Annotated in this window: 24 protein-coding genes; 9 read left to right on the forward strand and 15 right to left on the reverse strand. The window is 62.7% G+C overall.

Annotated elements, in window-relative coordinates:
* Nucleotides 1-33 precede the first annotated feature (33 nt).
* Nucleotides 34-3,078, forward strand: a complete 3,045-nt coding sequence (locus QRN41_RS04520) for an autotransporter serine protease (RefSeq protein WP_167417192.1) — start codon at nt 34-36, stop codon at nt 3,076-3,078.
* A 102-nt stretch (nt 3,079-3,180) separates the two neighbouring features.
* Complete coding sequence (locus QRN41_RS04525; RefSeq protein WP_167417191.1) at nt 3,181-4,605, forward strand: polyurethane esterase; 1,425 nt, start codon at nt 3,181-3,183, stop codon at nt 4,603-4,605.
* Nucleotides 4,606-4,714: 109 nt separating this feature from the next.
* Here the strand turns inward: QRN41_RS04525 and QRN41_RS04530 are convergent, their stop codons facing one another.
* A complete protein-coding gene (locus tag QRN41_RS04530; protein ID WP_034097805.1) occupies nt 4,715-4,939 on the reverse strand; it encodes a YgdI/YgdR family lipoprotein in 225 nt (74 codons plus the stop codon).
* Nucleotides 4,940-5,126: 187 nt separating this feature from the next.
* Between QRN41_RS04530 and QRN41_RS04535 the strand changes: the two genes are divergently transcribed.
* From QRN41_RS04535 to QRN41_RS04545, 3 genes are all read left to right on the forward strand, one after another.
* Nucleotides 5,127-6,776: a VRR-NUC domain-containing protein gene (locus tag QRN41_RS04535; protein WP_167417190.1), complete on the forward strand. Its 1,650-nt coding sequence runs from the start codon at nt 5,127-5,129 to the stop codon at nt 6,774-6,776.
* Complete coding sequence (locus QRN41_RS04540; RefSeq protein ID WP_285421218.1) at nt 6,773-9,031, forward strand: ATP-dependent DNA helicase; 2,259 nt, start codon at nt 6,773-6,775, stop codon at nt 9,029-9,031. The genes QRN41_RS04535 and QRN41_RS04540 overlap by 4 nt, the downstream gene beginning before the upstream one ends.
* A 138-nt stretch (nt 9,032-9,169) precedes the next feature.
* Entirely contained in the window at nt 9,170-10,111 is a 942-nt protein-coding gene (locus tag QRN41_RS04545; protein ID WP_285421219.1) for an alpha/beta fold hydrolase, read from the forward strand.
* A gap of 4 nt (nt 10,112-10,115) precedes the next feature.
* Here the strand turns inward: QRN41_RS04545 and QRN41_RS04550 are convergent, their stop codons facing one another.
* Together QRN41_RS04550 and QRN41_RS04555 are read right to left on the reverse strand one after the other, a co-directional pair.
* Entirely contained in the window at nt 10,116-11,066 is a 951-nt protein-coding gene (locus tag QRN41_RS04550; RefSeq protein ID WP_034097812.1) for an alpha-E domain-containing protein, read from the reverse strand.
* 3 nt (nt 11,067-11,069) lie between these two features.
* Complete coding sequence (locus QRN41_RS04555) at nt 11,070-12,479, reverse strand: circularly permuted type 2 ATP-grasp protein (protein WP_169867821.1); 1,410 nt, start codon at nt 12,477-12,479, stop codon at nt 11,070-11,072.
* Between the two features lie 398 nt (nt 12,480-12,877).
* On the opposite strand from QRN41_RS04555, the gene QRN41_RS04560 reads away from it, so the two are divergent.
* From QRN41_RS04560 to QRN41_RS04570, 3 genes are all read left to right on the forward strand, one after another.
* Complete coding sequence (locus tag QRN41_RS04560) at nt 12,878-13,423, forward strand: hypothetical protein (RefSeq protein WP_034097814.1); 546 nt, start codon at nt 12,878-12,880, stop codon at nt 13,421-13,423.
* A gap of 85 nt (nt 13,424-13,508) precedes the next feature.
* Nucleotides 13,509-13,721, forward strand: coding sequence for a hypothetical protein (locus QRN41_RS04565; protein ID WP_034113680.1), 213 nt, complete (start codon nt 13,509-13,511; stop codon nt 13,719-13,721).
* A gap of 15 nt (nt 13,722-13,736) precedes the next feature.
* Complete coding sequence (locus tag QRN41_RS04570) at nt 13,737-13,868, forward strand: hypothetical protein (protein WP_259444982.1); 132 nt, start codon at nt 13,737-13,739, stop codon at nt 13,866-13,868.
* An 8-nt stretch (nt 13,869-13,876) separates the two neighbouring features.
* Here the strand turns inward: QRN41_RS04570 and QRN41_RS04575 are convergent, their stop codons facing one another.
* The 5 genes from QRN41_RS04575 to QRN41_RS04595 all read right to left on the reverse strand — a co-directional run bounded on the left by QRN41_RS04575 (nt 13,877) and on the right by QRN41_RS04595 (nt 18,606).
* A complete protein-coding gene (locus tag QRN41_RS04575) occupies nt 13,877-15,124 on the reverse strand; it encodes an EAL domain-containing response regulator (protein ID WP_167417185.1) in 1,248 nt (415 codons plus the stop codon).
* A gap of 9 nt (nt 15,125-15,133) precedes the next feature.
* Nucleotides 15,134-15,517, reverse strand: a complete 384-nt coding sequence (locus QRN41_RS04580) for a response regulator (protein WP_167417184.1) — start codon at nt 15,515-15,517, stop codon at nt 15,134-15,136.
* Nucleotides 15,502-16,851, reverse strand: coding sequence for a sensor histidine kinase (locus QRN41_RS04585; RefSeq protein WP_285421220.1), 1,350 nt, complete (start codon nt 16,849-16,851; stop codon nt 15,502-15,504). Before QRN41_RS04585 ends, QRN41_RS04580 begins: the two co-directional genes overlap by 16 nt.
* A gap of 236 nt (nt 16,852-17,087) precedes the next feature.
* The gene (locus tag QRN41_RS04590) at nt 17,088-17,651 is read right to left on the reverse strand and encodes a GNAT family N-acetyltransferase (protein WP_034138109.1); all 564 of its coding nucleotides are present in this window, start codon (nt 17,649-17,651) and stop codon (nt 17,088-17,090) included.
* Nucleotides 17,652-17,682: 31 nt separating this feature from the next.
* A complete protein-coding gene (locus QRN41_RS04595; RefSeq protein ID WP_167417183.1) occupies nt 17,683-18,606 on the reverse strand; it encodes a universal stress protein in 924 nt (307 codons plus the stop codon).
* A gap of 248 nt (nt 18,607-18,854) precedes the next feature.
* Here QRN41_RS04595 and QRN41_RS04600 point away from each other — a divergent pair, with 248 nt between their 5' ends.
* The gene (locus tag QRN41_RS04600; protein ID WP_167417182.1) at nt 18,855-20,093 is read left to right on the forward strand and encodes an MgtC/SapB family protein; all 1,239 of its coding nucleotides are present in this window, start codon (nt 18,855-18,857) and stop codon (nt 20,091-20,093) included.
* 6 nt (nt 20,094-20,099) lie between these two features.
* Here the strand turns inward: QRN41_RS04600 and QRN41_RS04605 are convergent, their stop codons facing one another.
* The 7 genes from QRN41_RS04605 to QRN41_RS04635 are packed head-to-tail and all read right to left on the reverse strand — an operon-like array spanning nt 20,100 to nt 26,387.
* Entirely contained in the window at nt 20,100-21,464 is a 1,365-nt protein-coding gene (locus QRN41_RS04605; RefSeq protein ID WP_167417181.1) for a sensor histidine kinase, read from the reverse strand.
* A complete protein-coding gene (locus tag QRN41_RS04610; RefSeq protein WP_167417180.1) occupies nt 21,461-22,123 on the reverse strand; it encodes a response regulator in 663 nt (220 codons plus the stop codon). Before QRN41_RS04610 ends, QRN41_RS04605 begins: the two co-directional genes overlap by 4 nt.
* A gap of 11 nt (nt 22,124-22,134) precedes the next feature.
* Entirely contained in the window at nt 22,135-22,779 is a 645-nt protein-coding gene (locus tag QRN41_RS04615; RefSeq protein WP_167417179.1) for a tetratricopeptide repeat protein, read from the reverse strand.
* Between the two features lie 4 nt (nt 22,780-22,783).
* On the reverse strand, nt 22,784-23,584 hold the full coding sequence (locus tag QRN41_RS04620; RefSeq protein ID WP_167417178.1) for an SDR family oxidoreductase: 801 nt from the start codon (nt 23,582-23,584) through the stop codon (nt 22,784-22,786).
* Entirely contained in the window at nt 23,571-24,245 is a 675-nt protein-coding gene (locus tag QRN41_RS04625) for an iron-containing redox enzyme family protein (RefSeq protein WP_040268316.1), read from the reverse strand. Before QRN41_RS04625 ends, QRN41_RS04620 begins: the two co-directional genes overlap by 14 nt.
* Nucleotides 24,242-25,720 (reverse strand): AMP-binding protein, encoded by a 1,479-nt coding sequence (locus QRN41_RS04630; RefSeq protein ID WP_040268317.1) that lies wholly within the window; start codon nt 25,718-25,720, stop codon nt 24,242-24,244. The genes QRN41_RS04625 and QRN41_RS04630 overlap by 4 nt, the downstream gene beginning before the upstream one ends.
* On the reverse strand, nt 25,710-26,387 hold the full coding sequence (locus tag QRN41_RS04635; protein WP_167417177.1) for a thermostable hemolysin: 678 nt from the start codon (nt 26,385-26,387) through the stop codon (nt 25,710-25,712). Before QRN41_RS04635 ends, QRN41_RS04630 begins: the two co-directional genes overlap by 11 nt.
* Between the last annotated feature and the right edge of the window lie 46 nt (nt 26,388-26,433).

Here is a 26,433-nt window from a genome sequence, read left to right on the forward strand (position 1 = left end):
ACACCTGCAATAAGAAAACTAAGGAAGGTCACCGTGAATATACGCAAATCAGGGGTCATCACCGCCGTACTGGCCAGCCTGGGGACGGCCCAGGCCGCGCCTTATGTGGAAACCGGCAAGCTGGGCGACGCGGCGAGTTGGCGCAGCAACGAATTCAAGGCCGACTGGGGCCTGGGCGCCGTCAACGCCGACAGCGCTTATGCCGCCGGCTACACCGGCAAGGGCGTCAAACTGGGGATCTTCGACCAGCCGGTGTACGCCCAGCACCCGGAGTTCGCCAGCCCCGGCAAGGTGGTGACGATTGTCACCGAGGGCATTCGTCAATACACCGACCCGTATATCCCGGTCAAAGCCGGCGACGCGTTTCGCTATGACGGCACACCGTCCCTGGGCTCCAACGGCAAACTGGGCAACCACGGCACCCACGTCGGCGGTATTGCCGCCGGCAACCGCGATGGCGGGCCGATGCACGGCGTGGCGTTCAATGCGCAAATCATCAGTGCCGAGAACGGCGATCCTGGGCCGGAAGACGGGATCATCCTGGGCAACGACGGCGCGGTCTACAAAGCCGGCTGGGACGCTCTGGTGGCCAGCGGCGCGCGCATTATCAACAACAGTTGGGGTATCGGAATCGGTGACCAATACGCCCAGGGAGGCCGCGACCCGGCGTACCCGAATTTCACCGTCAACGAAGCCCAGGCGCAGTTCGACAATATCCGGCCGATCCTCGGCACCCTGGGCGGCGGTGCCTATGACGGTGCGATCAATGCCGCGCGCAGCGGGGTGCTGACCATCTTCGCCGCCGGCAACGATTACAACCGCAACAACCCGGACGCGATCTCGGGCCTGGCGTACTTTGTGCCGGACATCGCGCCGAACTGGCTGTCCGTGGCCGCATTGCAGCAAAACCCGGATACCAGCAGCGCCAATCCGTACGTGATCAGCACCTTCTCGTCGCGCTGCGGTTACGCGGCGAGTTTTTGCGTGTCGGCACCGGGCACCAAGATCTACAGCTCGGTGATCAACGGCACCAGCCTGGACAACCTCACCACCGACTACGCCAACTTCAACGGCACGTCCATGGCTGCGCCTCATGTGGCCGGTAGCGCGGCGGTGTTGATGGAACGCTTCCCGTATATGAATGGCGAGCAGATCTCCACGCTGCTGAAAACCACCGCCACAGATCTGGGCGCGCCGGGCATCGACTCGTTGTATGGCTGGGGCATGATCAACCTGGGCAAGGCGGTCAACGGCCCGGGGATGTTCGTTACCGCAGAGGATATTCCTGCCGAATTCCGTATCGACGGCGCGTATGGCAGCGGCCAGTTCGTTGCGGACTTGCCGGGCATCGGCGCGGTAGTAGATGCCGGCAAACCGACCCAGCGCGTCTGCAACGACGTGCACTGTGGGCTGGATGTATGGAGCAATAACATCAGCGGGCATGGCGGCCTGACCAAACAGGGCATCGGCGCCTTGGTGCTCACCGGCACCAACACCTACAGCGGCCCGACCCTGGTGAACCAGGGGCTGCTGGCGATCAACGGTTCGGTGACATCGGCTGTGACCGTCGGGCAGAGCGGTGTGCTGGGCGGCTCCGGTCGCGTCGGCTCGCTGCTGGCAACCCGCGGCGGCACGGTGGCGCCGGGTAACTCCATCGGTACGCTGAATGTGGCCGGTGACGTAACCTTCGAGCCCGGCTCGACCTATGCGGTGGAACTGTCTCCTACCAGCAGTGATCGCATCGTGGCCGGTGGTACCGCCACCCTCAACGGCGGCACTGTGACCCTGGCTCTGGAAAACAGCCCGACTCTGCTCAGCGGCGCCCAGGCGCAGAGCCTGATCGGTCGCCAATACAACATCCTGCAAGCCGCTGGGGGTATCAACGGCAGCTTTGGCGCGGTTCTGCCGGATTATCTGTTTATCGGCGGCACCCTGGACTACGCCGCCTCGGGCGTTCAACTGGATGTAGTGCGCAATGCCAACAGCTTCGCCAGTGCCGCGGTTACCGATAACCAACGCGCCGTTGCGGCTGCCGCTGAGCAATTAGGGGCGGGCAATGCGGTGTATGAGAGCCTGCTGACCGCGCCGAATGCCGCTTCGGCGCAGGATGCGTTCCAGCAATTGTCCGGTGAAATCTACCCGGCGCTGCAGACGGCACTGCTCAATGACAGCCGCTACCTGCGCGAAGCCGTGGGCGAGCGCTTGCAGAACGGCGAGATGGGCGCCACCAGCCAGACTGTCGACAGCCGTGGCAACGTGTGGGTCAAGGCACTGGGCGCGTGGGGCAAGACCGACAGCCGCAGCGACACCGCAGGCTATACCACCTCCATCGGCGGCATGCTCGCCGGGGTCGACGGCGCGCTGGATGACGACACCCGCCTGGGTTTGGTCGCCGGTTACAGCGACACCTCGCTGAATATGGGCAGTGGCACCCACTCGCGGGCAGCGGTGGACAGCTACCACTTCGGTGCGTACGCCGGGCATGAGATCGGCGCCTGGCGCCTGAGCGGCGGCGCTACCTACAGCTGGCATCGCGCCGATGTGAAACGCGACCTGCAATACGGTGAAGTGGCTGGCAAGCAGAAAGCCAAAGTCGATGCGCGCAGCACCCAGGTGTTCGGCGAAGCGGCGTACCGCGTCAACCTGCAACCGCTGGCGCTAGAGCCGTTTGCCAACTTGGCCTATGTGCATCTGGACACCGATGGCGTCAACGAAAAAGGCGACGCCGCCGCACTGAAAACCCGTGACGACCGCCGCGACCTGGTGCTCAGCACCCTCGGTATGCGCGCTCTGAAAACCTTCAACGTCAATGACCACCAGACACTTGAGGTGTCCGGCACCTTGGGCTGGCAGCACAACCTGAGCAGCGTGGACGCCGAACAGCACCTGGCATTTGCCTCGGGCGGTCCGTCGTTCGCCGTGGAAAGTGCGCCGATGGCCCGTGATGCGGCCTTGGTGGGCGCTCGCATAAGCCTGGCGTTGAGCAAGGACGCGCGGGTGAATTTTGACTACAACGGCCTGTTGGCGAGCAAAGACAAGGTGCATGGCGTGGGCTTGAGCCTCGACTGGGCATTCTGAGCCGAGAGCGGGTTTGCTGTGGCAAGCCCGCTCACTACCAGGGCAAGCGTTTAGAGGGTGATGGACGTTCTCGATAAATTTAACAACAAGAGAGGCAATATCATGGGCGTGTTTGACTATAAAAACCTTGGGGCCGAGGGCTCCAAAGCGTTGTTTGCCGATGCCATGGCGATCACGTTGTATACCTACCACAACCTGGATAACGGCTTTGCCGTGGGCTACCAGCACAATGGCCTGGGCGTCGGCTTGCCGGCTACTCTGGTCGGCGCATTGCTCGGCAGTACGGACTCCCAGGGTGTGATCCCAGGCATTCCCTGGAACCCGGATTCGGAGAAGGCCGCGCTCGAAGCGGTGCAGAAGGCCGGCTGGACGCCCATCAGCGCCAGCACCCTCGGGTATACCGGCAAGGTCGACGCCCGGGGCACGTTCTTCGGCGAAAAGGCCGGCTATACCACGGCCCAGGTCGAGGTGCTGGGCAAGTACGATGACGCGGGCCAGTTGCAGGAAATCGGCATCGGTTTTCGCGGCACGTCTGGCCCAAGGGAGACGCTGATCACCGACTCCATCGGCGATCTGGTCAGCGACCTGCTTGCGGCGCTGGGTCCCAAGGATTACGCGAAGAACTACGCCGGCGAAGCATTCGGCGGCTTGCTCAAGAACGTCGCCGAGTATGCGGCGGCCCACGGTCTGAGCGGCCAGGATGTGCTGGTCAGCGGCCATAGCCTTGGCGGCCTGGCGGTCAACAGCATGGCCGATTTGAGCGAGGCCAAGTGGTCCGGGTTCTATAAGGACGCCAACTACTTGGCCTACGCCTCACCGACCCAGAGTGCCAGCGACAAGGTGCTTAATATCGGCTACGAAAACGACCCGGTGTTCCGCGCTTTGGACGGCTCATCCGCCAACCTGTCGACGCTCGGTATTCACGACAAACCCCACGAGTCCACCACTGACAACATTGTCAGCTTCAACGATCACTACGCCTCGACCCTGTGGAATGTGCTGCCGTTTTCCATCGCCAATCTGCCGACCTGGATCTCGCACTTGCCGACCGGCTACGGCGACGGCATGGGGCGCATTCTGGAGTCCGGGTTCTATGAACAGATGAACCGGGACTCGACGATTATCGTGGCCAATCTATCCGACCCGGCACGGGCCACCACTTGGGTGCAGGACCTGAACCGCAACGCCGAACCGCACACAGGCGACACTTTTATCATTGGCAGCGATGGCGATGATCTGATCCAGGGCGGCAAGGGCGCGGACTTTATCGAAGGCGGCAAGGGCAATGACACGATCCGCGACAGCAGCGGGCATAACACCTTTTTGTTCAGCGGCCAGTTTGGGCAGGATCGAATTATCGGTTATCAGCCGACGGATAAACTCGTGTTCGAGGGTGTGGCGGGCAGCGGGGATTACCGTGATCACGCCAAGGTGGTGGGTGGGGATACGGTGATCAGTTTCGGGGCGGATTCGGTGACGTTGGTGGGCGTTAGCGGGGTGTTGGGGGAGGGGGTTGTGATCGGCTGAAGGGGCAGGGAGGGGGCTGGTTGGGTGTTACCGGGGGCTAGCCCCCTCCCACCTTGGTCCCCCTTCCACAGTGTGCTTTCCTTCAGACTGGCGCTTTTGCGCGTTGGGATCAGTCTTCTTTGCGGACGGTGGCCACGTCATCGGCTTTGACGCGGATGCGCTTGCCGGCGATATCGGTGAATTCGTAGAACCCGTCTGCGGTTTTGGTTTTAGGTGAGTCTTTGGTCAGGTATTGCGTGCCGTTTTGCAGCGTGACGACGGTTTGCGTGGCGCAACCGGCCAGTGCCAGAAAAGTGAGCGCAACCAGTGGCAGACCCAGATTCTTCATGTTCATAACCCTTACCTTTAACCTTGAAAAGTCCCGCGCCAGACGCAGCGGGGTATAAATGTTACGCCATCGGCTTCCCCATCAGATCACTTTTATACAAAAAGTTGCGTGCGCCATTTATCTATTACCGATTGCAACACAGCCACGGCAACGGCACTCTGTATGCATAACCAGTATTTGATCACCGCGCGCCATGGCCAACCCCCTCGACGATCCGCTCTACTACCTGCATAACTTCCGCCAGGTCCTGCGTTGGCTGGGGCAGCGCTATGCCGATTTGCTCGATACTGACGAACAGCATTTCATTCAGCAATTCGACAGGTTGCCGCAGCCTTCCCAGGCTCTGTTGGTGCGTATGGTGATGCGCAAAGGCGTGCACTTTCGTGCGGGCAAACTCAACTATGTCGAGATAGGTTGCCCCCATGCGGCCGCCGCGCCGTTATTGGCGCTGGGCTGGGTGGACGGCCACTGTCTGCTGGCCATTGAGGAGCTGTTCGCGCTGTTGCAAAAAAGTGAATTGCTCAGTGCGTTCAAACCCTGGATCGAACAACCCAAAGGCAAGAAAGCCGACTGGCTGGAAGGGTTGGCTGCGCGATTCAACGAGCCGCGCAGTTTTGCGCAGTGGTGCCCGGACCTGGTCGACACGCTCTACAGCCTCACGGTGATGGAATTGTGCGACCGCCTGCGCCTGATGTTCTTTGGCAATTTGCATCAGGACTGGTCCGAATTCGTATTGGCGGACCTGGGCATCTACACCTATGAAAAAGTCGAGTTCTGCGCCGAGTCCCGTGGCCTGCGCAGCCGTGACGACGTGCACGGCTATCTGTTTCTGCACCAGTGTCAGCACGCCTTTGAAAGCGGCGAGGCCGTGGACGAGGTCCTGGCTCGGATCGCCAGCCTGCGTACCGACAACCCGTGGCTGGAAAAGCGTCGGGCCAAACTGTTGTTCCAGGTGGGCCAATCCTGTGAACGCAGCGCCGAATTGGGGTTGGCGCAGCAGATCTACCGCGCCTGCACCTACCCCGGTGCCCGCGCGCGCTTGATCCGCGTACTGGAACGCCAGGAGGATTACGTCCAAGCCTTGGCCCTGGCCAGCGCCGCGCAGCAGGCACCGGAAAGCGCCGCCGAACAGCAGCACTTGCTGCGTGTGGTGCCGCGCCTGCGGCGCAAACTGGGTGAACCGGCGCTGCCCAAACCCAAGCCGCGTCCGGTCACGCGCCTGGACCTGGACCTGGCGTTGCCCGAGCCGCAGATGTCCGTTGAATACTGCGTACAGGCCCATCTCAGCGCGCCGGACGCGCCGGTGCATTACGTGGAAAACGGCCTGATCAATTCGCTGTTCGGCCTGCTGTGCTGGGAGGTGATTTTCGCGCCGTTGCCCGGTGCGTTTTTCCACCCGTTCCAGCGTGGCCCGGTGGACCTGCACAGTGAAGACTTCCACCAACGCCGCGCACCGCTGTTCGCCGCCTGTTTCGAGCAACTGCAGGACGAGCGCTACAAAACCACCATTCGCCAGCGTTACCGCGATAAATGGGGCATCCAGTCGCCGTTCGTGTTCTGGAACCTGCTCAGCGAAGAGCTGCTGGAGCAAGCCCTCGCATGCCTGCCCGCCGCCCACCTGCGCTACTGGTTCGAGCGCTTGCTGTTGGACATCCGCGCCAATCGCTCCGGCATGCCGGACCTGATCCAGTTCTGGCCGGCGCAAAAAACCTACCGCATGATCGAGGTCAAAGGCCCCGGCGACCGCCTGCAAGACAACCAACTGCGCTGGCTGGAGTTCTGTGGCGAATACCAGATGCCGGTCACGGTCTGCTACGTGCGCTGGGCGGAGCAACCGGCTTGAGTTACAGCGTGGCGGTACGTGCCTTGTGTGAGTTCACCGCCAAGGTCGGTGACCTGGACCTGCGTTTCACCCCGTCGCCCAGCGCCCAGGAAGGGATCGTCGGCCACCGCACCGTGGCGTCGCGCCGCAGCCCGCATTATCAAAACGAAGTGGCCCTGGAAGGCGAGTACCAGCAGCTCAAGGTGCGGGGCAGGGCGGACGGCTACGACCCGGACAGCCAGCGCCTGGAAGAGGTCAAAACCTACCGCGGCGACCTCGACGCCCAACCCGCCAACCACCGCCAACTGCACTGGGCTCAAGTCAAGGTGTATGGCTGGCTGATGTGCCAGAAACTGGGGCTGACAGAGATCGATCTGGCGCTGGTCTACTTCGATATCGTTGGCGAGGGCGAAACCCTGCTCAGTCAGCGCTTCCAGGCCCACGCCCTGGAAGCGTTCTTCAACCAGCAATGTGCGCTGTTTCTGGATTGGGCCCGGCGGGAGATGGATCACCGAGAGGCGCGCGACCGCGCGGCGCAGAACCTTGGCTTCCCCCATGCCGACTTTCGCCCCGGCCAGCGGGTTCTGGCCGAGTCGGTGTACAAAGCGGTCAGCACCGGCCGGTGCCTGATGGCCCAGGCGCCCACCGGCATTGGCAAGACCATCGGCACGATTTTTCCGCTGCTCAAGGCGTTGGCGCCGCAGCAGTTGGACAAGGTGTTCTTTCTCACGGCCAAAACCCCTGGGCGCAAGCTTGCTCTGGATGCCGCCCAGGTGCTGTTCACCCGCAACCCGGACTTGCATGTGCGTGTGCTGGAACTGGTGGCACGGGACAAAGCCTGCGAGCACTTGGACAAAGCCTGTCACGGCGAATCCTGCCCCTTGGCCAAAGGTTTTTACGACCGCTTGCCCGCCGCACGTAGCGCTGCGGCCAAGCTAAGGCTGCTCGACCAGCGCAATCTGCGTGAGGTCGCCCTGGCCCACAACGTTTGCCCGTATTACCTGAGCCAGGAAATGGCGCGCTGGGCTGACCTGGTCGTAGCCGACTACAACTATTATTTCGACTTCGGCGCCATGCTGTTCGGCCTCGCCCAGCTCAACCAATGGCGCGCCGCGGTACTGGTGGACGAAGCTCATAACCTGGTGGAGCGCGCGCGCGGGATGTACAGCGCCAGCCTTGATCAGTACCGCCTCAAGACGTTGCGCGACGAGGCGCCCGAGGCCCTGAAAAAGCCTTTGCAGCGCCTCAATCGCGAGTGGAACGCGCTGCACAAGGCGCAAGTGGCGCCGTACCAGGCTTATGACGCCAGGCCCGATAAAATGCTCAGTGCCTTGAGCCTGTGCGCGAGTGCCATGGGCGATTACTTCAACGATCACCCCGAAGCCCTGGCCGGCGACCTGCAAGCTTTTTACTTTGACGCGCTGCAATTTGCCAAAGTGGCCGAGTTGTTCAACGAACACTTCATCTTCGACATCACTAAACGCTCCTTGGGCGGCAAACGCAGCAGCTCGACCCTGTGCCTGCGCAATGTGGTGCCCGCCGAGTTCATCCGCCCACGACTGACCGCTGCCCGCAGCAGCGTGTTGTTTTCCGCCACGTTAAGCCCGCGCCATTACTACGCCGACTTGCTGGGCTTGCCTGCGGACACGGCGTGGGTGGACGTGGCGTCGCCGTTCAAGGCCGAGCAATTGCGGGTGCGCATTGTCGATGAGATCTCGACCCGATTCGTGCATCGCGAGGCGTCGGTGGGCCCCATCGTTGAGCTGATCGCCCAGCAATACGCGCAGCAACCCGGTAACTACCTGGCGTTTTTTTCCAGCTTCGATTACCTCCAACAAGTGGCGCAGCGCCTGGCCGAACAGCACCCGCACATCCCGCTGTGGCAGCAGTCACGGGGCATGGCCGAGGCTGAGCGCCAGGGCTTTCTCGACCAGTTCACCGAACATAGCCAAGGGGTGGGGTTCGCCGTGCTCGGCGGCGCGTTTGGCGAGGGTATCGACTTGCCCGGCGCGCGCTTGATCGGCGCATTTATCGCCACCCTGGGCCTGCCGCAGCTGAACCCGGTCAATGAACAGATGAAGCGGCGCATGGCCGCGATTTTCGGTTCAGGCTACGACTACACCTATCTGTATCCAGGCCTGCAAAAAGTCGTGCAGGCAGCCGGCAGGGTTATCCGCAGCCAGCAGGACCAAGGCGTGGTGATGTTGATCGACGATCGTTTCGGTGAGGCGCGGGTACGGCCGTTGTTGCCGAGCTGGTGGGCAACTTCGTCCTGACCTCATGCACCCCGGTTCTTGGCTATCAGCCCCCGAGCGGCGCTGATGACCGAGCATTTGGCGCAAATGATGCTGGTGCAAATCCCGCACCTCCCTCACTCTTTCCTCGCATTCTGGGCCATTCCAAGGAAGCCAACCATGAACGATAGCCAGATGAGCACCCTCAAGGTCAACGGTATTGAACTGTGCGTGCATATCGCCGGGCCGGAAAATGGCGCGCCCATCTGGTTGCTTCATGGCTTTCCCGAATGTTGGCACTCCTGGCGCGAACAGATCCCGGCCCTGGCTGCGGCAGGCTATCGGGTGTTCGTGCCACAGATGCGCGGTTACGGGCCATCCAGCTCGCCGGCCGAGATCGCTGCCTATGACCTGTTGACCTTGTGCGCCGATATCCAACAGGCCATGGATCATTTCGGGCATACCCAGGTGGTGATGGTCGGGCATGACTGGGGCGCAGTGGTGGCCTGGCATTTGGCATTGCTTGAGCCTGAGCGCATCACCCGCTTGATCACAATGTCGGTACCGTTTGCCGGGCGTGCGCGCCGGCCGGTGATCGAGATCATGCGCGAGCTGTATGCCGATCGCTTCAATTACATTCTGTATTTCCAGGCGCCTGGAGTGGCCGAACGCGAACTGAACGCCGATATCGAGCGCACGTTGCGGCTGTTTATGCAGGATCAGGATGTGTTCCTCCAGCAAAAACCTGCCGACGCCACCTTGCTTGAAGGCGTGCCTGTGCCGGGTCCGCTGCCCGGTTGGTGTTCCCAAGAAGATTTGGATGTGTACGTGCAGACCTTCACCGAACATGGCTTTCGCGGCCCGTTGAACTGGTACCGCAATTTCGAGCGCAATTGGCAGCGCACCGAGTTCTTGGCCGGGCGGCAGGTGATGCAGCCGACGTTGTTCCTGATCGGCGACCGCGATCCGGTAGGTGTCTTCGAAGCCCACACACTCAAACGCATGCCTGACTGCGTGCCGCAGTTGGAGCAGCATGTGTTGCCCCACTGCGGTCACTGGATCCAGAACGAGCAGGCCACGCAGGTGAATGCGCTGCTGCTCGACTTCCTGGGCCGCCCCTGAGGCCTCAGACCACTTCGAGATAGGAGCTGTGAATCGCCCGCGCCAATTCGCGCACGGTGTCGATAAACTCCGTAAGCCGGCTGTGCAGGCCGTCTTCGAGAATTTCATCGATCCCGGTGTAGCGCAGCCGCGCTTCAAACTCCGCCGCCAGGCGTTGCGCCGTGCGCCCGTAGCTGCCGGGCAGGTCGGCGAGGATGTGGTTCAGTTCCTCGACACAGGCATGCAGTGAACGCGGCACGTCGCTGCGCAATAACAGTAGCTCTGAGACCGAACGGGCATTCAGCGCGTTCGGGTACAGCTGCGTATAGGCTTCGAACGACGACAACGCGCGCAGCAGAGCGCTCCACTGGTAATAACCGCGCGCCGAGAGGTCGCTGACTTCTTCCGATTCTTCGCCAAACATCTCATAGCGCGCATCCAGCAGGCGCAACGTGTTGTCAGCGCGCTCGACAAACGTGCCCAGGCGGATGAAGCGATAGGCATCGTTGCGCATGATGGTGCCCGATGTTGCCCCGCGAAACAGGTGCGACCGCTGCTTGACCCAGTCACAGAAGTGGCTAATGCCGTGTCGGCCCAGGCCGCCGGCGGCGATGCTGCGCATTTCCAGCCAGGTGGCGTTGAGGTTCTCCCACATATCGGCGGTGATACGTCCGCGTACCGCATGGGCGTTGCCCCGCGCGGCGCGCAGGCAGTTATAGATGCTGGCGGGGTTTTCTTCGTCAAGGGCGAAGAAGTGCAGCATGCGCTCGGCGTCCAGTTGGGTGTGACGTTCCAGATAGCTGTCCAAAGTGCCGCTGCTGAGCAACGACATGGCCAGTTCGTCCAAGCCGTCGCTGCGCCCGGCCTGGGGCATCAGCGACAGCGAATAACTGACTTCGAGCATGCGCGCCAGGTTTTCGGCGCGCTCCAGGTAGCGGGACATCCAATACAGGTCTGCGGCGGTTCTACTCAGCATGATTCAGTCCTCCACCACCCAGGTGTCCTTGGTTCCGCCGCCTTGCGACGAGTTGACGATCAGCGAGCCTTCCTTGAGGGCCACCCGCGTGAGCCCGCCAGGTACCAGGCGGGTCTCCTTGCCCGACAGCACGAACGGGCGCAGGTCGATATGCCGCGGGGCGATGCCGTTTTCCACAAAGGTCGGGCAGGTCGACAGGCTCAGGGTCGGTTGAGCGATGTAGGCGTGAGGGCGGGCCTTGATGCGCTGGCGGAAGTCCTCGATTTCGGCGGCGGTGGATGCCGGGCCGACCAGCATGCCGTAGCCGCCCGAGCCCTGGGTTTCCTTGACCACCAGTTGCTCAAGGTTGGCCAGCACGTGAGACAGTTCCGCCGGTTTGCGGCACTGAAAGGTCGGCACGTTCTGTAGCACCGGCTCTTCATTCAGGTAGAAACGGATCATGTCCGGCACATAGGGGTAGATCGACTTGTCGTCGGCCACCCCGGTGCCGATGGCGTTGGCCAGTACCACGTTGCCGGCGCAATAGGCGGCCACCAGGCCAGGCACGCCGAGCATGGATTCGGGGTTGAACGCCTGCGGATCGAGGAACGCATCGTCGATACGGCGGTAGATCACATCCACCGCCTTGGGCCCGTCGGTGGTGCGCATGAACACTTTCAGGTCCTGCACGAACAGGTCGGCGCCTTCCACCAGTTCCACGCCCATTTCCCGGGCCAGGAAGGCATGTTCGAAAAATGCGCTGTTGAAGCGGCCAGGGGTCAGCACCACCACGTTGGGGTTGTCCAGGCGGCTGGAACTCTTGAGGGTCTTGAGCAGCAGGTTGGGGTAGTGATCCACCGGCGCGATGCGCTGCCGGGCGAATACCTCAGGGAACAGGCGCATCATCATTTTGCGGTCTTCGAGCATGTAGCTCACGCCGCTGGGGGTACGCAGGTTGTCTTCAAGCACGTAATAAGTGCCGTCGCCATCACGCACCAGGTCGACGCCGGAGATATGCGAGTAGATATCGCGGTGCAGGTCCAGCCCGACCATCGCTTTCTGGTAACCCTCGTTGCCCAGCACTTGATCCGCCGGAATGATCCCGGCCTTGATGATGCGTTGATCGTGATAGATGTCGGCGAGGAACAGGTTCAGCGCATTGACCCGCTGGATACACCCGCGCTCGATCACGCGCCATTCACTGGCAGGGATGCTGCGGGGGATGATGTCGAAGGGGATCAGGCGCTCGGTGTCCTGTTCGTCGCCGTACAGGGTGAAGGTGATTCCGGCGCGGTGAAACAGCAGATCGGCTTCACGACGACGCTGGGCCAGCAGTTCCGGCGGCGTATTGGCCAGCCAGCGGGAGAAATCCTGATAATGCGCACGGCACACGCCGTTTGCGTCATTCATCTCATCAAAGAAAGATCGAGCCATTCCGGTACCTTGTCAGTGCCTTGGGTTGCGCGAGCGGCACTGCCGTTTTGAACAACGCATGTTTTTATGAGCCCGTGGCGCGGGGTGCCAGCGGGCCTGGTCCTTACTTTCTCAGGATGTCGGCTCTGGGTGGGGGGGGGGTAACGAATGCTCCTGTTTCCAAACAGATGAATCCATAAAGCAATGCCTGTGCCGAAACCCCACGTTCCAACACATCCGCCCGCGTAGTGAGCGAGCCTGCTCGCGCCAGGCTGCGCAGCGGCGCCCCGCCAGCCACCCAGAAAGGTGCACCCCACCTTCAACAAACACGCCACGCACCAACGCGGTGCACAACAAACTTGAACTCCCCACACGGCCTGTTCCTCTAACGGGGTCTATACACCCCGTGGACCATCCCCGTGCCCAGAATCATCTCCCCCCACACTCCGGAAGCGGCGCTGAACGACCACAGCGAACACAACGCCAAGATCTTCGGTTCGCCCAAGGACCGCCTGGACTTCTATCGCCGCGAGATCCAGTACGAAACCTCCATCCTGGCCAACCGCACCGACGCTTACCTCACCGCCCAATCGTTCCTGGTGATCGCCTTCGTGTCAGGCATGGGTAACCTCAACCCAGAGTGGGGCAAGCTGTTTACCCTGATCGTGCCGCTGTTCCTGGCACTGCTGGGCATTCTCAGCTCGCTCAACGCCTGGCCGGGCATCCGCGCGGCGTATGACATCATCGATCACTGGCACTTCAAGCAAAGCCAATTGCTGCACAGCGAACCGGTGATGGGCCTGGCCTATGACGAGTCGCCGCTGTTTTCCGAGCGCGAGTCGTCCCACAAGGGCTATCGCAAGTCCCTGCTGTTTTCCGTGCGCACGCCGTGGATTTTCATGGTGTTCTGGATTCTGCTAGGGGCTTATGCGTTCTATATCCAGGTCGACAACCCAGGCGGTTGAGCAATCCGGCGGAACTTCGGGGCAGGGCGCGGCACCTTATGTCTATGCAGGCTGTAGTTACCCAATCACTGCGCAGAGGTGAAACATGAGCACTAGCAACGATCCCCAAGTCAGCGACCGTAACGATCCCGCCATCGACGGTGGCGAGCCGGCACCCGGCACCGCCGCCGATGCCCCTAAGGACCCCAAGCCTGCCGCCGACCCCAAGGCCAAGGACAACGACTACAGCCCCGACTTCAAGCCCGAGCGCGAGCCCAAGCCTGAAACCGACGCCGACATCGACACCCAGGGCGGCTAGTTAGAGGAGACGATCATGGCTCATCAACCGGATGAAGAACTCAACGACCCAGGTAACGAAGACCCGGGTTCATTGATGGATGACGCCGAGGTGCCGCTGATCGAAGCGGATGAAGAGGGCGCTGCTGGCGACATCGGGCATCTCTGACTTCTCATTCACTTCAAACGCCTCCTTAACAGGGGCTCCAGCGTGTCCACCGGCAACGGCCGGCTGAACAGATACCCCTGGATCTGATCGCAACCGGCCTCTTTCAAAAACGCCCATTGCGCCTGGGTTTCGACGCCTTCGGCCACCGCCAGCAAGCCCAGGCTGTGGGCCAGTTGGATGACGATCCGAACAATCGCGGCGTCCTGGGGGTTACTGGTGACTTCGCGGATAAAGGCAATGTCGATTTTCAGCGTGTCGATGGGAAAGCGGCGTAGGTAGGCCAGGCTGGAATAGCCGGTTCCGAAGTCGTCGATGGCGATTTTCACGCCCATGGCACGCAAGCGTTGCAGGCTGACGATGCTGTGCGCGGTGTTCTCCATCAGTGTGCCTTCGGTGATTTCCAACTCCAGCCAATGGGCGGCAACCCCGGTGCCGGCCAGTATGTCGGCTATCTCTGCGATCAGATCGCCCTCGATCAATTGATGGCCGGAGACGTTCACCGACACCTCCACCGCGCCGATATCGCAACGCTGCCAGGCCGCTATCTGTCGGCAGACAGTCTCGATCACCCAATGCCCGACTTGGCCAATCAGGCCGAGACTTTCCAGGACCGGCACGAACACCGCCGGGGACACCGGCCCATAGTCGGGCCGATCCCAACGCAGCAGCGCCTCCAGGGCACAGATTTCACCGCTGGCCACGTGCACTTTGGGTTGGTAATGCAAGGCGAACGCCTGGCGCTGCACCGCTTGGCGCAAGGCGTTTTCCAGGTCCTGGCGCACCGGGTCGTAGACGTTCGAGCGTGCGGTTTGATCGTGGTGCCGTTGCAGGCGCTGTTCGAGCATCGCGCTGTGCTGTTTCAACTGGTCGCCATGGGCTTTGAGCCGCAGCAGGTTGCGCACCCGCAGCCACAGCTCGACACGATCCACCGGTTTGCTGATGAACTCCTCTGCGCCGGTCTCCAGACCGCTGAGGCGCGCACTCGATTCACTCAAGGCCGAGAGCATGATGATCGGTATGGTCGCGGTGGCTGGGTTGCCCTTGAGCTGGTTAGCCACTTCGTAACCGTCCATGCCGGGCATCATGATGTCCAGCAGGATCAGGTCCGGCGGCTGCTCGGCCACCCTAAGCAGGGCTTCCTCGCCGGTGCCCGCGCTCAGGGTCTGGTAGCCCTCGTGCTGCAGCAGGGTTTCCAGCAACTTGCGAACCTGGGGTTCGTCGTCAACGATCAACAGCGTGGCGGGTGAGCTGGCCATGGAGAGGACTCATACGAATGGTGTGGGGGGCGGGTGGAGCAGCGTTTCAATGACCTGGTACAGCGCCTTATAGCGCAGAGGCTTGATCACATAGGCGTCGCACCCGGCCAGGCGGGTTTTTTCGCGGTCTTCCTTCATGGCCATGGCGGTGAGCGCGATGACCGGGATATGCGCGGTCAGGGCGTCCTGCTTGAGCACGCGGGTGGCGGCCAGGCCGTCCATGCCCGGTAACTGAATGTCCATCAGGATCAGCGCCGGCTGTTGCGCGCGGGCCAGGGTCAGGCCGGACTCGGCGTCGGCGGCCCATACCACGCTGTGGCCGGCACTGACCAACAGCAAACGGGCCAGGCGCATATTGGCTTCGTTGTCTTCGATGATCAGGATATGGGCCATGGTGCCTCCGTCGTCCGATGCAGCGGTAACCACACCACGAAGCGCGTACCCAAGCCTTCGCGACTGGCCACCGCGACACTGCCGCCATGCAGCTCAGTCAGTTGCTTGACCATGGCCAGGCCCAGCCCGGTGCCTTCGAATTTGCGCGCCAGGCTACTGTCGATCTGGCTGAAGGCCTTGAACAATTTGCCCATGTCCTCTTCCGCGATGCCGATACCGGTGTCGCTGACGCTCAGCTCCAGGAAGGTGCGGTGCGCGCCGGTCTGCAAGGTATCAGCGTGGCTGGGCCAGTCGCCGGGAATCAGACCGACCTGTTCGCGAGGGGCTTCACGAACCGCCAGGGTCACGCAACTGCCGTGCTCGCTGAACTTCACCGCGTTGGCCAGCAGGTTGTAGACGATCTGTTTGGTCTTGCGCAGATCCAGCACCAGTGTGCCGAGGTCCACCGGGCTATCGAGCTTGAGCTGGATGCGTTGCAACGCGGCCTTTCCGCGCACGATCAGCAAGCTATTGGCCAATACATCGGCCAGCGCCACGGGCTCCAGCTCCAGGTCCATCATCCCGGCTTCGACCTTGGACAGGTCGAGGATGTCGTTGATCAGCGACAACAGGTGCTGGCCGCTGGTGAAAATGTCGCCGATGTATTCGCGCTGGGTGTCGCTCATTTCGCCGACCAGCCCATCCTTGAGCGCCTCGGAAAAGCCGATCACCGCGTTTAATGGGGTGCGCAGTTCGTGGGACATGGTCGCCAGGAACTCGGATTTCATGTGGCTGGCGTGCTCCAGCTCCAGGTTTTTGTCTGCCAGGGCGCGTTCGAAGTCTTTGCGTTCGGCCTCAACCTGCTTGCGCGCAGTGTTGTCGGTGCCGATAAGCAGGTAGCCGATGAGCGTGTCGCTGCGGTTGCGCAGTGCGGTTACCGAGACCATCGCAGACAAGCGGCTACCGTCCTGGTGGATATAAGTCAGCTCGTAAATGTCCTCAATGCCGCGCGAGGCTTTAAACACCAAGGCTTCGAAACCCGGCGTGATCGGCGTGTCGAGTTCCAGGCTGAGGGCGGCGGCGCGGGTGATCAGTTCGGCGGGATCGGAAATGTCGGCGGGGGTGACGCGGTTGACCACATCGGCGGCGGCGTAGCCCAGCATGCGTTCGGCGCCGACGTTGAAGATCTGGATCACACCTTTTTCGTCAGTGGCGATGCTGGAGAAGTGCGCGCTATTGAAAATGGCGTCTTGCAGCGCGCCGGTCTTGATCAGGCTTTTCTGGCGTTTGAATTCGTCGATCTTGGCCGCGCGTGACTGCAGGTCGGGCGGGCTGTGGGTGGTTTTTTTATCCATCGCAAGGGCGGTTCCATGACGTTCAGGCCCGACACCGTTCATGACCGTGTCGCAGAGCATGCTCACAGAAAATCGCGCACAGGCGATGAGGAGGAGATGAGGTCTTAGGACAATAGCAGCCTATTGCCATAGACCTGCAAATAAAACAGTGGGCGTTTGCCTACGCTAAAGCGCAGTGGCCGCGCTTGCTCGACCTGCAACGCAGCAAACGCCCCATGACGGCCATGTGGATGGGTTTAAAGCTGCACGCTGCTGATCACCTGAGTACCGTCATCCGGATCGGTGACACTCTCGAAACCTAGATCATGGGTCAATTGACGCATATGCGCATTGGTGGCCGCGTCCACCGTATACATGCGCGTGTAGCCATTTTTTTTCGCCGCAGCCATCAAGTGCTGCATCAGCACGCGCGCCAGGCCCAGGTGCTGCCAGGCATCGGCCACCACCACCGCGCATTCGCACGCCTGGTCCTTGGCGGCGGCGTAGCGCGCCACGCCGATTTCCACCAGTTGGCCGTTATCGTGCACCAAGGCGATATACGCCAGGCGTTCCTGGTTATCGACGTCCATCAATTGATCGAGCAATGTCTTGCCCGGCTCGCAGACCTCGCCCAGAAAACGCTGATGCCTGGACTCGCGGGACAAGCCCTTGATGAAGTTGTATTCGCGCTCGCGGTCTTCGGCGGTCAATGGACGCACCAGCACGTGGCGGCCATCGTCGAGCCGGTCGATCCAGTGTTCGTGGGGCACCGCCGCATAAACAGGCGCGGCTTGCCGGTTGAGTGCTTCAGTATTAGACATGACGGAACCTCCATGGGGTGAAATGGCCGGGTTATTCCAGCATCTCGGGTGACACCACCCACACACTGCAGGGCATGCGGTACAGCAGCGTTTCAGTGGTACTGCCCAGCAGCCGCGACAGACCGTGATGACCGACCCGGCCCATGACGATCACGTCGATGTTGTAGGCGTCGGCGAAGCTGGACAACACCTTCGCCGGGTTGCCCAGAATCATGTGGCGCTGTTCCGGCGGGATGCCGTTACGCGCCGCCAGGTCGTTGAAGGCTTCGCCCTGGGCGGCGAACAGCTGCTTGGCCGCCTGCGACGAGAAGAACGCCGCGCCACTGCCGAACTCATATTCCTGGGTGGCCAGGTCGGACAAGTCATGGGCGTAAACCATCTGCACATCGGCCTCGCAGGCCGTCGCCAATTTGCTCGCTTCATGCAGGATGCGGTCGTTGAGGCCCTGGTAGCGACCGTCGCGGTGGAATGGATCGACCGCCGCCACGATCCTGCGTGGCAGAGCGTGATGCACGCCGTGCACAAAGTGCAGCGGTACGGGGCATTCGCGCAGCAGGTGCACATCCATCGGCGTGAACATCAAGCGCGAGAGTCGCGACTCATGGGCCAGTGCCTTGATCACCAGGGCCATGGGTTCTTCCTTGAGGCGAATCAACAGCTCCTTGAGCGGATCATCGACCCAGGCCACCTCGGTAGTCACCGTCAGCCCCAGTTTGCGCAACGGCCGCGCCTGGTCTTCAAGCCATTGGTGATGGCGCTCCACATAGCCCAGACGCATCTGCTCCAGGGCCTGTTCGTTGACCAATCCAGCGGTGGCCAGACCTTCCAGGTAGTCGAACGCCAGAATATGCAAGGCGGCGCCTTCGGCCTTGGCCAACGCGGCGGCGCGCTCGAAAGCGGGGCTGTGTTCCATCAACGGTGAAACCAGCAGCAAGAAACGGGCTTGAGCAGACATGTGCGATCTCCCTTGGATTACCAGTGGCATCTAGGGTCGATCATGGCCCCGACCGTTGGGCGGCGTTTGATCTGCATCAAGTCGCCGCCACGCCGGGCGGAGCGAGCGACGTGCGGTCAACGAGGGGATCGTTGATGATAATCAACGCGGCGTGCGGCATCCTGGCGCAGACTGCGAAGAGCGATGCCGGTCCGGGCGTCCATCGAAGCCGAGAGGTTGTTTATGTCCATCACGCCAGGGGTGCTGTTATGAGCCAGACCTTGGGCCTGGCCGGCGCCGCTGCGGCGTTGGGTATTGGCATGCTGGTGGGGCTTGAGCGCGAACGCCACAAGGGCGAAGGCGAGCATCGCGATTTTGCCGGGTTGCGCACCTATTCGATCACCGCATTGCTCGGTTATGTGACCCAGCAGGTCGGCGGCGCCTTGCTGTTGGGCCTGATCGCGCTGTGCCTGGCGCTGCTGGTCAGTACCGCGTACTGGAAAAGCCAGGCCAAAGACCCGGGCATCACCAGCGAAGTGGCGTTGTTCACCGTGCTGGTACTGGGCGCCCTGTGCGGCGCGGCGCCCGAGTTGGCCACGGCGATTGGGGTGGTGATGGCTGGATTGCTGGTCTATCGACAGAAACTGCACGAATTCGCCCGCAGCCAACTGAGCGACGCTGAAATGCGCGACGGCCTGTTGCTGCTGGTGGTAGCGCTGGTGGTCTTGCCGCTGGTGCCGGACCGCTTTATCGGCCCTTATGCAGCGATCAATCCGCGCACCATCTGCACCTTGACCGTACTGCTGATGGCGGTCGGCGCCCTGGGGCATGTGGCGGTGCGGGCGTTGGGCCCGCGGTATGGCTACGCGGTCGGTGCCATTGCGTCCGGGTTCGCCTCCAGCACCGTGACCATCGCCGCCATGGGCCATATCGCCGCCAGGGAACCGCAGCAGTTGCGCACGCTGGCGGCTGCGGCGGTTTTCTCCAACCTGGCCACGGTGGCGCAGGTGGCCTTGATTCTGGGCACGGTAGAGCCGGCGTTGCTGGCGCAAATGGCCTGGCCGTTGCTGGCCGGTTTTGTCGCCATCGCGGCTTACGGCATTTGCCTGATGCTGCGCACCCCCACGTCGGCCGCCAGCGAGGCTATCAAGGTGGGCGGTGCATTCGATCTCAAACTGGCGTTAATCATGGTGCTGATGATGACCGGCATTACGTTTGTCTCATCGGCGATGCTGTATTACTTCGGCGAATGGGGCGTAATGGTCACCGCCACCCTCAGCGGCTTCGCTGACGCGCATGCGTCTACAGCTTCGATTGCCGCCCTGACCGCCAGCGGCCAATTGGCCGTGCAGGCGGCGCCGATTCCGGTGTTGTTGGCGGTCAGTTGCAATTCCCTGAGCAAGTGCCTGGTGGCCTGGGTCAGCGACGGCCGCCGCTTTGCCGGCTATGTGATTGGCGGCCAAGCATTGCTGACCGCCGCGACATGGCTGGGCCTACTGATCGGTTGAAACGGCTCAAAGAGGGATGTGCAACGTGGCCCGCAGCCCGCCGCCGGCACGGTTGTCCAGACGGATCTGACCGCCCAGGCGCTGGGCGATGGTGTGGACGATGGTCAAGCCCAGGCCTGCACCGTGGGCATTGCCACGGCTGTAGAAGCGCTCGAACAAGCGCTCGCGGTCCTGTTCGTCGATCCCGGGGCCCTGATCGTCCACCGTCAGCTCGAATGCCGTGTCGGTTTTGTGCAACCCGACGGTAATTACACCCTGTTCCGGAGAGAAATTCGCCGCGTTGGTCACCAGGTTGGTCAGGGCGATCGCGATGGCCGCGCCGTCGGTGGTCACGGTGCAAGGGGCATCGTCCGCGTCGAACGCCAGTTCCAGGCCCTTGCTCAACAGCCAGGGCGTGAGTTGGATCAGGCTGTCGCGCACGGCGGCGGTAAGGTCCAGGGGCTGTAAGGGCGGTTGCCCCGCGCTCGGCTCCAGGCGCGCCATGGTCAGCAACTGGTTGACCAGGCGGCTGGTACGGTCCACGCCAGTGATCAGGAAGGCCAGGGATTCGCGGCGTTCAGCCTCGGTGCCGGCCTCCAGCAGGTTTTGCGCATGCACCCGCAGCACCGCCAGCGGGGTTCGCATTTCGTGGGCCGCATCGGCGATAAAGCGTCGTTCGCGACCCAGCAGGTCCTGGAGCTGCGCGAGCATACGGTTCAGCGCGGCCTGCATGGGTTCCAGTTCGGTGGGCAAGGGCGTCAGTTGCATCGGCTCCAGGGAGCCGGAGTGCCGGGCGCGTAACGTCGCGGCCATATCAGCCAGGGGCTTGAGCCCCCAACCGATGGCCAGCCAGACCATCATCGCCAGGATCAGGCTGCCCAGCACGTTCGGCCACAAGGTGTGGCGCACGATACGACCGACCAGGTCGGCGCGCACGTCGTCGCGTTCGCCGACCCAGATGCGCAGGCCGCTGTTCTTGTCCTTGAGCAAAAAACCGCGCCATTGCCGGCCATTGAGGTCGTCCACATTGCTGTAGCCGGGCTGTTCGGGCGGAGTGGCGAACGTGGGAGCGCTGGAGGTGAACACCAGGCGTTCGCCCTGGGGGCTCCAGACCTGGAAAGCCACCTTGCTTTCGTATGGATGCCCGTCGACTTTGGGGTTGGCCTCGGCCAGCGCCTTGTTGAAGGCGCGGTACAGGTCGGCTTGCTGCTCGTTCGCCAGCGGCAGGCTCATCAGGCCTTGTAGCAACCGGGCGTTTTGCGCCAGTTGCGCATCGTAGACTTCGGCAATTTCGTGGTTGCTGTCATGCAGGTTCAATGCGCTGATCAGCAAAAAACCGCCGAGCAGCAGGCCGATAATCAAGGTCAGGGTGCGGCGGCGAATCGAGGTCACACGCGATCCTCCACCAGATAACCCACGCCGCGCACAGTGCGGATCAATTCGCTGGAGAACTTTTTGCGCAAGTGGTGGATATGCACCTCCAGGGTGTTGCTTTCGGCTTCTTCGTTCCAGCCATACAGCAACTGGATCAACTGGTCGCGGGTCATGACCCGCCCCGGGGGCGAAAGCAGTTCATGCAGCAGTTGGTATTCCTTGGGGGTCAGCGACACCGGTTGATTGTGATAACTGACTTGCTGGGTGCTGGGGTCCAGGCAAATGCCCGCATGTTCGATCAGCACCCGCGCCCGGCCGGCGCTGCGCCGCAGCAGGGCGCGCAAGCGGGCCTTGAGTTCGGCCAGGTCGAAGGGCTTGATCAGGTAATCGTCGGCACCGGCGTCGAGCCCGGCGATGCGGTCTTCGGTGGCATCCCGCGCGGTCAGGATCAGCACCGGTACGGTGGCACCGCTGTCGCGCAGGCGGCGCAGCACCTCCAGCCCGCCCATGCGCGGCAGGCCGAGGTCGAGCACCACCACGTCGAAGGTTTCGCTGAGCAGGGCATGCAGGGCGCTGCTGCCGTCCTTCAACCAGTCGACGGTGTACCCCTCGCGCGCCAAAGCCTGGTGAATCCCTCCGCCCAGGGCTTCGTCATCCTCGATCAGTAATAGACGCACGCGCGCTCCTGTCAGTTGAGTTGCTTGGCGATCTCGGCCAACAGGCTCTCGATCTCTTTGCGCCGCCCGGCGTCGGCGCGTTCCCGACCTGGGCGGGGAGCCGCCAGTAGGGCCTTTTGCAGGGCGTCGCGGGCTTGGTCATAACGTTTTTGCCGGTACAGGTGATCGCCCCAGAAGTACAGACTATCAATGCCTGTCGGGTTGACTTGCAAGGCCTGTTTAAGCAACTGCTCGGCCTTGTCGGCGTCACCGAAACCAATCGGCCAGCCCGGAACGCGATCGTACAGCGCCGCCAGGCTGGTATAGGCCGAGCCTTGCAGGGCGGTGGGGTCGAGGCCGAGCGCGCGCTCCAGGTCGGCCTTGGCGGTCTTGGCCTTGCTCAACGCCCCGAGTCCGCCCTGGGCACCGGCCCAACTGCTGGTGACGATACCCGACCAGATCCAGGCTTCGGCGGCCTGCGGACGGGCCTGGGTGAAGGCATTCGCCTGGCCGGCCAGTTGCTCGAAGGCCTGGGTGCGTTGTGCCTCAGGCAGGCCGTATTGGATCTCGGCCCAGCGTTGTTGGATCGTGGTCAGCCGTTGCTGGTCGGCGGCGTCCAACGCCCAGGTGAGGGGGCTCAGGGCACTGAGCACAAGGGCGGCAATCAGTGTTCTCATGGGGTTAGTCCTTGTTAACAGGGTTATCGCTCAAGCGGCGCACCAGCGGCAGTTGTTTACGCAGGCCACGGTCGACCAGCTTCGGCAGCAGGCTGTTGAGGCGCACGAAGAAACGCTCCGGCCAGCCCAGGTACAGGTCGCGACGGTCGTCCACAATCGCCTTGATCACTGCCGACGCCACGGTGTGCGGGTCGTCGACGTTGGACTTGAGCGCCTCGTTCAGGGCCTCGGCCGCCGCGCTGTTCATTGAGGTGCGGGTGGCGCGCGGCGCTACGTACAGCACGCCGACGTGGGTGTCGGCCAGTTCGCGGCGCAGGGCTTCGGAAAACCCGCGCAAGGCAAACTTGGTCGCGCAGTAGGTGGCATAACCGGGGTAGCCGATGGAGCCATAGGTGGAACCGACATTGACCACCCTGGCGCCCGCCGCTTGTTTGAGCATCGGCAACAGCAGCCGAGTCAGACAGATCGGCGCGCCGATATTCAACGCGAGCATCTGGTTGATCTCGGCGTCGTCCAGTTGCTCAAGCATGGCGAAGTGGTTGATCCCGGCGGTATTGATCAGCAGGTTGATACCGCCGATGGCTTCGGCCGCCGCCAGTACCTTGCGCCGGTCGGCCAGGAATGTCAGGTCGGCGCTGACCCAGCACAACTGCTGCGGGTATTGCGCAAGCAGCACATCCAGCGGCGCACGGTGGCGCGCCACCGCCAGTACCTGCGCGCCACTGGCGCACAGCATCGCCGCTATCGCCAGGCCGATGCCGCCGCTGGCGCCGGTCAGCACCACTCGGGCCTCAGACAGGCGCATGGGTGGTCTCCCCGAGGCGTGGCAGGTTGCGGAACATATCGGTATAGAGCGCGTAGACCACCTTGGACGCACGGATCACCGCGGCTTGATCCTCCGGGTCGTCGAGACGGTTCATCAGGCCGCGATAGGTCTGCATATGGCCGATATCCAACGCCCCGTGGGAGTTCAGATAACTGAACGCCTCGGGCGGCAGCTGCAGGCGCTCGCGGATGCTGCCAGCGGCGTGGGTGGCCAGGGCGATACTGGTGCCTTCCAGTACGTTGACCATGCCGAACAGGCCGACCGGGTTATCGCGGGCGATCAGGTCGTAGAGGTAGCTGACCATCAGCTCAATGGGCAAGCCAGGGCGACCATCGCGCACGGCGAGCCTGTCACCGCCGCAGGCCTCGATATCATCCAGTACCCAATGTTCATGGCCGTATTCGTCTTCGATGTACTCGCACACCGCCTTGCGCAGCCATTCCAGGCGTGACGGCAAGCGTGCGCCGCAGGCCATCATCAACGGCACTGTGTGGCGGACGTGGTAATAGGCCTGGGCCAGAAAGGCGCGGTAGCTGTCGAGGCTGACCTTGCCTTCCAGGGCGTCGCGAATGATCGGCAGGCTGAACAATGCCTGGCGTTCGTGCTGGGTGGCGTCTTGCAGGGTGTCGAAGAAATTCACGATGGCGTGTCCTCATTCAAAGGTTGAGTAAAGTGGGCGTGGTAACGGGCGACGATGGCGTCGCGCCGAGGCCGGCCATTGGCGGTGAGCAGGCCGTTGGCGGCGGTGAAGGGGGCGTCCAGGCGCGTCCATTGGTGGACCTGGGCATAGTCCGGCAGGCCGGCATTGGCCTCGGCCACAGCGGCGGCCAGTTGGGCGTCGCTGCAGTCGGCGCGATGGGGCCAGAGCAGGGCGTGGTTGTGGGGCAGGGCTTCGCCGTAGACGAATGCTTGGGCAATGTCGCCGCCCTGGGTCAGTTCGGCCTCGACCCAATCCGGGTTGACGTTGCGCCCGTAACTGGTGACGAACTGGTGTTTCTTGCGCCCCTTGAGGTACAGAAAACCATCTTCGTCGAAGGCCCCCAGATCACCACTGGGCCACCAGGTGTCGGGCTGTTCGGTCTGGCCGAGGTAACCGAGCAGGGTCGAGCCTTTGATCAGCACTTCACCATCCTCGGCCAGGCGGATATCCACATGGGGCAGGGGCCTTCCGACGCTGCCCGGGCGCTGCGCCTGCGGCACGTTGAGGCTGACCACCGAGGCGCACTCCGACAGCCCGTAGCCTTCGAAAACCGGCATGCCCAACTGCTGGGCACGCTGCAACAAGGCCTTGGACACACGGGCGCCGCCCACGGCGGCAAAGCGCAAGCCCCGGGGGCTGAAAGCCTTTTGCTCGGCGGCGATGACCAGCATCAGCAGCAGTTGCGGCACCAGGATCAGGCTGTGGGGTTGGCGCGCGGCCAGGCAACCGAGCAATTGCGCCGCATCCACCGCACTGGCGCCCTGAATACCCAGGCTTTTTTGGCTCGGCACACTCAAGGTGGCGCCGGCATACAACGCGGCGTAGCAGCCCAGGTTCTCCAGCAGAATCGCCAGGGGCAGCAGCGCCAGGTGATGGCGCGGTTCATTGACGTGACTGGCCTGGTACAGCTCGCGGGCTACCCGCAGCAGGCTCTCGCCACTCAGGCATACGCCTTTGGGCGCGCCGGTGGTGCCGGAGGTGAAGGTGACTTTGGCGGTGCCCAGGGGCATTGAGGGTCGCCCGTCGAAATGCCGGCACCAGAAATCGCCGACCTTGTGGTAGCCCAGACCCTCCAGCTCCTGGCTCAGATAGGGTTCGGCGATGACCCGCTCGGCGTGGCTTTGCTCCAGGCAGTGGGCACGCTGAGCCGCGCTGAAGAACGGTGGCAACGTCAGGCAGGTCAGGCCCTCGAACAGCACCGCCAGGTCCCAGAGCATGGCATCGACGCCATTGTCCAAGGCCAGCGCCACGACCTGTACGCCCTCATCGCGCAGACGTTCGCGCCGATAGGCCACCTCGGCGAACAACGTGGCGTAGTCCATTTTCAGTGAGTCGCCCCACAAAGCGATGGCACCGTCGTTACGTTCGGCATGGCCACGCAGCACGGCGTGGAATCGCAGGGTTTCAGGCGACATGGCAAGTGTCCTCAAGGGTGGTAGGCAGGCCCAAGCGCGAAAACAGGCCCATGTTGCGCAAATGCGTGAAGCCGGCGCGGATATTGCCCACATGCACCCACGGCTGGCTTTCGTAATAACGGCCCCAGTTAAGGCGCTCATCGCCCAAGCGTTGCGGGTCGGCGGCACACAGGGTCACGGGCTTGAGCCCAAGGCGATGGAAGCTGTTGACCAGCCCCGCGTTGCCGGTAAAGGCCACCCACTCCAGCCCCCCCATGGCCAATAACCAAGTGATGGCAATGATGCTCAGGCGTGCACTGCCGTTATCACTGGCGGCCAGGTTGCCGACCTCGGCGATGGCGCGCCGCTCCACTGGCTGGCCGGCAGCGGCGCAGACCAAGGCCTCGATCGGATGATCCAGGTAGTGCTCCAAAAACAGCGCTTCGCTGCGGGCCAGGCGTACCCCGGCGACGGCGCACAACTCGCCGTCGGCCTGGCTGACGCCAAACAATTGCGGCATGAAGTGGCGGATGTCTGCGCCATGGGCCAGGCGAAAGCGCTGCTGGATGAACGCTTCGAAGACCGGGCGCCGAGGGTCGTCGGGCAGGGCGCGGCTCAGGTGCAGCGGGGCGCTGTCGGCGTGGCCGAACAGCAGGGGCAACGGGATGTTCCAGTTGAAATCGGGCATTTGGCGGTTCGCCTCCCACGTCAAGTTGGGAGGAGTATCAGCAGCC

This window comes from Pseudomonas sp. efr-133-TYG-23, assembly GCF_030209215.1.
GTDB classification, from domain to species: Bacteria; Pseudomonadota; Gammaproteobacteria; order Pseudomonadales; family Pseudomonadaceae; genus Aquipseudomonas; species Aquipseudomonas rhodesiae.

Excerpts from the sequence above, each read along its gene's own strand:
- QRN41_RS04525 (WP_167417191.1), top strand. The coding sequence starts at position 3,181 with ATGGGCGTGTTTGACTATAAAAACCTTGGGGCCGAGGGCTCCAAAGCG.
- QRN41_RS04530 (WP_034097805.1), bottom strand. The coding sequence starts at position 4,939 with ATGAACATGAAGAATCTGGGTCTGCCACTGGTTGCGCTCACTTTTCTG.
- QRN41_RS04535 (WP_167417190.1), top strand. The coding sequence starts at position 5,127 with ATGGCCAACCCCCTCGACGATCCGCTCTACTACCTGCATAACTTCCGC.
- QRN41_RS04545 (WP_285421219.1), top strand. The coding sequence starts at position 9,170 with ATGAACGATAGCCAGATGAGCACCCTCAAGGTCAACGGTATTGAACTG.
- QRN41_RS04550 (WP_034097812.1), bottom strand. The coding sequence starts at position 11,066 with ATGCTGAGTAGAACCGCCGCAGACCTGTATTGGATGTCCCGCTACCTG.
- QRN41_RS04555 (WP_169867821.1), bottom strand. The coding sequence starts at position 12,479 with ATGGCTCGATCTTTCTTTGATGAGATGAATGACGCAAACGGCGTGTGC.
- QRN41_RS04565 (WP_034113680.1), top strand. The coding sequence starts at position 13,509 with ATGAGCACTAGCAACGATCCCCAAGTCAGCGACCGTAACGATCCCGCC.
- QRN41_RS04570 (WP_259444982.1), top strand. The coding sequence starts at position 13,737 with ATGGCTCATCAACCGGATGAAGAACTCAACGACCCAGGTAACGAAGAC.
- QRN41_RS04575 (WP_167417185.1), bottom strand. The coding sequence starts at position 15,124 with ATGGCCAGCTCACCCGCCACGCTGTTGATCGTTGACGACGAACCCCAG.
- QRN41_RS04580 (WP_167417184.1), bottom strand. The coding sequence starts at position 15,517 with ATGGCCCATATCCTGATCATCGAAGACAACGAAGCCAATATGCGCCTG.
- QRN41_RS04585 (WP_285421220.1), bottom strand. The coding sequence starts at position 16,851 with ATGGATAAAAAAACCACCCACAGCCCGCCCGACCTGCAGTCACGCGCG.
- QRN41_RS04590 (WP_034138109.1), bottom strand. The coding sequence starts at position 17,651 with ATGTCTAATACTGAAGCACTCAACCGGCAAGCCGCGCCTGTTTATGCG.
- QRN41_RS04595 (WP_167417183.1), bottom strand. The coding sequence starts at position 18,606 with ATGTCTGCTCAAGCCCGTTTCTTGCTGCTGGTTTCACCGTTGATGGAA.
- QRN41_RS04600 (WP_167417182.1), top strand. The coding sequence starts at position 18,855 with ATGAGCCAGACCTTGGGCCTGGCCGGCGCCGCTGCGGCGTTGGGTATT.
- QRN41_RS04615 (WP_167417179.1), bottom strand. The coding sequence starts at position 22,779 with ATGAGAACACTGATTGCCGCCCTTGTGCTCAGTGCCCTGAGCCCCCTC.
- QRN41_RS04620 (WP_167417178.1), bottom strand. The coding sequence starts at position 23,584 with ATGCGCCTGTCTGAGGCCCGAGTGGTGCTGACCGGCGCCAGCGGCGGC.
- QRN41_RS04630 (WP_040268317.1), bottom strand. The coding sequence starts at position 25,720 with ATGTCGCCTGAAACCCTGCGATTCCACGCCGTGCTGCGTGGCCATGCC.
- QRN41_RS04635 (WP_167417177.1), bottom strand. The coding sequence starts at position 26,387 with ATGCCCGATTTCAACTGGAACATCCCGTTGCCCCTGCTGTTCGGCCAC.